This window comes from Actinosynnema sp. (assembly GCF_052038725.1).
This window is the reverse complement of sequence record NZ_JBQGCX010000834.1, coordinates 1-2,285: the sequence shown is the minus strand read 5'-3', so window position 1 is coordinate 2,285 and position 2,285 is coordinate 1. Positions and strand designations below refer to the sequence as shown.

Genomic DNA, 2,285 nt, shown 5'->3' with positions numbered 1-2,285 from the left:
CGTCACGTCGACGCGGCCCGCCTGCAGGCTGGTGATCAGCGAGCCGAACGCCATGTCCTCGTGCACGACCTCCACGCCGAGGCGCTTGCCGACGGCCTTGATCAGGTCGACCTCGGAGCCGACCGGGGTCTTGCCGTCGGCGGCGTAGAAGTTGTTGGGCGGGCTCTGGATGTTCGACCCGACCTTGAGCTTGCCCGCGCTGGTGACCTCGGGCGGCAGCGACGCGGCCAGGGCGTCGTCCCTGGCGACCGCGTCGACGATCGCGCCGGTGGCGGGCAGGTCGTCCGAGACGCCGGGCGTCCCCGCCGATCCGGAACCGCCGTCGCCGCCGCCGCAGGCGGACAGCAGGAGCAGGGCGGCGAAAGCGGTGTTCAGAGCGGTACGGCGCACGGCCATGGGCACCTCCTGGCTTCGGGTGCCAGGAAGTTACAACTTTTTGTTGAAAGTGTCTACGCTTTGTTGAAGAGGTTGACTTCCTGTTGAAGGGAATCCGCGGGGTAGCCGATCCGTTGAACGGGGTAGTCGGGGGACGAACCCCGAAGCCGACTAGCGAGGAGAGCGTATGGCCACGGTGGAGCTGACCACGGAGAACTTCGACGAGGTGGTCGGTGGCTCCGACATGGTCCTGGTCGACTTCTGGGCGGGCTGGTGCGGGCCCTGCCGCCAGTTCGCCCCCGTCTACGACAAGGCCGCCGAGAAGCACTCGGACATCGTCTTCGGCAAGGTCGACACCGAGGACCAGCAGCAGCTCGCGCAGGCCTTCCAGGTGCGCTCGATCCCGACGCTGATGATCGTCCGCGACGGCGTGGTGCTCTACGCCCAGCCCGGCGCCCTGCCCGAGACCGCGCTGGAGGACCTGATCAAGCAGGCCCGCGAGGTCGACATGGACGAGGTCCGCAAGCAGGTGGCCGAGCAGCAGGCCGACGAGACCGACGGCGAGCCCGCCACCAAGGGCTGAGCGCCGCGCTCGGGAACAGGCGTGGCGAGAGGCGGGACCCGGATCAGGGTCCCGCCTCTCGTCGTCTCATGAGTCTGCGCCGCTCGTTCTTCAACACCCTGTTGAGACTCCCCCGAAGCCGCCCCCGCGTGTCCACCGGCACACCGCGCCCGTCGTGCGCGACCTCGCCCGTGACGCATGATTCACCCATGCTCGCCGCGAAATCCGCCGACTTCGTCCGCTTCTGGACCGAACGCCGCGTCTGCACCCTCACCACCCTGCGCCGCGACGGCACGCCGCACGTCACCCCGGTCGGCGTCACCCTCGATGTGGCCTCCGCGACAGCGCGGGTGATCAGCTCGCGCGGCTCGCATAAGGTGCGCCACGTGCTCGCGGCGGGCGAGGACGGCGCGCTCGTCGCCGTGTGCCAGTTCGAGGGCGCCCGCTGGTCGACCCTGGAGGGACGTGCGGTGGTGCGGCAGGACGCCGAGTCGGTCGCGGACGCCGTTCGGCGCTACGCCGAGCGCTACCGCGTGCCCAGGGAGAACCCGGAGCGCGTCGTCATCGAGATCGCGATCACCAGGGTGCTGGGCCTGAGGTGAGCGCGAGAGCAACCACCGGCGACGTGATCACCGTCGTCGGCCTCGGCGCGGACGGCTGGGACGGCCTGACCGGCCACGCGCGCCACGAGATCGCCTCCGCCGAGGTGCTGATGGGCTCCACCCGCCAGCTCGACCTCGTCCCCGGCGAGTTCACCAGGGTCGCCTGGCCGTCCCCGCTGCTGCCCGCCCTCCCCGACCTGCTCGCCGCGCACGCGGGCCGCCGGGTGTGCGTGCTGGCCAGCGGCGACCCGCTGTTCCACGGCATCGGCGCCACCCTGGTCCGGCTGCTCGGCGCGGACCGCGTCACCGTCGTGCCGCACCCCTCGTCCGCCTCGCTCGCCTGCGCCAGGCTCGGCTGGGCGCTCGACCGCACCGAGGTGGTCAGCCTCGTCGGCCGCCCGACCTCGCTGCTCGTGCCGCACCTCCAGCCGCACCGCAGGCTCCTGCTCCTGGGCGCCGACCCGCGCGCCGTCGCCGAGCTGGCCCCCGACGCCCGGATCACCGTCCTCGAGCAGCTCGGCGGACCGGACGAGCGCGTCCACCACGACCTCGGCGCCGCCGACCCGCTGCACGTGCTCGCCGTCGAGTGCGGCCCCGGCGGCCTGTCCAGGGCGCCGGGGCTGCCCGACGACGCCTTCGAGCACGACGGCCAGATCACCAAGCGCGAGGTGCGCGCCGTCAGCCTCGCCCTGCTCGGCCCCAGGGTCGGCGAGCTGCTGTGGGACGTCGGCGCGGGCGCGGGCAGC

Annotated in this window: 4 protein-coding genes; 3 read left to right on the top strand and 1 reads right to left on the bottom strand. The window is 72.3% G+C overall.

Annotated elements, in window-relative coordinates; all coding sequences use genetic code 11:
- On the bottom strand, nt 1-396 hold a 396-nt coding region (locus ACTUAL_RS17155; RefSeq protein WP_440900976.1), incomplete at its 3' end, for a transporter substrate-binding domain-containing protein.
- A gap of 166 nt (nt 397-562) precedes the next feature.
- On the opposite strand from ACTUAL_RS17155, the gene trxA reads away from it, so the two are divergent.
- The 3 genes from trxA to cbiE form a co-directional block, all read left to right on the top strand.
- Nucleotides 563-958 carry a thioredoxin gene (trxA, locus tag ACTUAL_RS17150; protein ID WP_096492331.1) on the top strand — a complete coding sequence of 132 codons (396 nt, stop codon included), beginning with the start codon at nt 563-565 and terminating at the stop codon, nt 956-958.
- 188 nt (nt 959-1,146) lie between these two features.
- The gene (locus ACTUAL_RS17145) at nt 1,147-1,539 is read left to right on the top strand and encodes a pyridoxamine 5'-phosphate oxidase family protein (RefSeq protein ID WP_015800614.1); all 393 of its coding nucleotides are present in this window, start codon (nt 1,147-1,149) and stop codon (nt 1,537-1,539) included.
- Nucleotides 1,536-2,285: precorrin-6y C5,15-methyltransferase (decarboxylating) subunit CbiE (gene cbiE / locus ACTUAL_RS17140; protein WP_440900975.1), on the top strand; the 750-nt coding region annotated here is incomplete at its 3' end. The genes ACTUAL_RS17145 and cbiE, both read left to right, overlap by 4 nt.

Coding starts and splice junctions, on each gene's coding strand:
- trxA (WP_096492331.1), top strand. CDS start 563: ATGGCCACGGTGGAGCTGACCACGGAGAACTTCGACGAGGTGGTCGGT.
- ACTUAL_RS17145 (WP_015800614.1), top strand. CDS start 1,147: ATGCTCGCCGCGAAATCCGCCGACTTCGTCCGCTTCTGGACCGAACGC.